General features: G+C 43.0%; 1 protein-coding gene. It reads left to right on the plus strand.

The annotated features are described in order from the left end of the window. Positions 1–221 precede the first annotated feature (221 nt). On the plus strand, positions 222–857 hold the full coding sequence (gene motX, locus AB4232_RS22300) for a flagellar protein MotX (protein WP_009847886.1): 636 nt from the start codon (positions 222–224) through the stop codon (positions 855–857). Positions 858–953 lie beyond the last annotated feature (96 nt).

A 953-nucleotide genomic window follows, 5' to 3' on the forward strand; every position in this document is an offset into this window, starting at 1 on the left:
TATTTTAGGACGAGACAAATTTAGCCACTCACTCTTTGATGGTGATCTTTTAAGCGTCACCAGGCAAAATATTGCCCATTAGCGGCAAGTTTTGTCTAAAGCCATCAAGGTTGTTGCCGATACAGATATCATGGAAAGTGAAGTTCACCCTATTTTTGGGCGTCTACCTCGGTAGCCAATAAGAAATAGATAACTTTAGCGACAGATAATAGAGTGCAGGTATGAAGCTACGAATTGTAGCAGCTTCATTGATAGTGGCGCTGAGCTCACCCTTGAGTCATGCAGATTTGGCTGATGTGGGAGAGCCCGTTCCAATATATACAGAAGCTGAACTGATTAATTTAATTGAGAATAATCAACACCTAGAGCGAGTGAAAGCTGATAAGTGCCAGTTAGTTGAAGATATCGTTGCTCGTGCAACGCGTATTAGCTTGCCTTCTTATGAGTTTTTATACGGTGATATGCTGGCGTGGGGTGTGTGTGTTCCGCAAGATGTAGAGCTTGGTCTTTACTATATGGAAAACGCAGCACATCAAGGTTTACCAGCGGCACTCGAGCAGTTAGGACGTTATTATTCTCTGGGCACTTTGGTGCAACAAGATAAAGAGCGCGCGATTCCATATCTCCGTGAAGCAGCTTCAATGGGTAACTTAAGTGCAAGTATCCACTTAGCGGAACTCTTGCTACGTGATTACGGTAGCCCGTTAGATTATGAAGATGCTTATCGCTGGTTATACAACTCGGTGACAGCGGATCAAAGGCAACATAAGCGTATAACTGTGCTTCGAAGCGGTTTGGAGCGGAGAATGCCAGACAACATTATCGCTCGAGCAAAACGTCGAGACGTGTTCTGGTAATTACAATTATTAATTAAGGTTGATGATTAACGACTGCACTCGTTAACCATCTGTCTTGAACTAGAAAGATATCGATATAAAAAGGCCTCATAGGTA

It is taken from the genome of Vibrio sp. 10N.286.46.A8 (genome assembly GCF_041470165.1).
GTDB lineage: Bacteria > Pseudomonadota > Gammaproteobacteria > Enterobacterales > Vibrionaceae > Vibrio > Vibrio tasmaniensis_A.

Excerpts from the sequence above, each read along its gene's own strand:
- motX (WP_009847886.1), top strand. The coding sequence starts at position 222 with ATGAAGCTACGAATTGTAGCAGCTTCATTGATAGTGGCGCTGAGCTCA.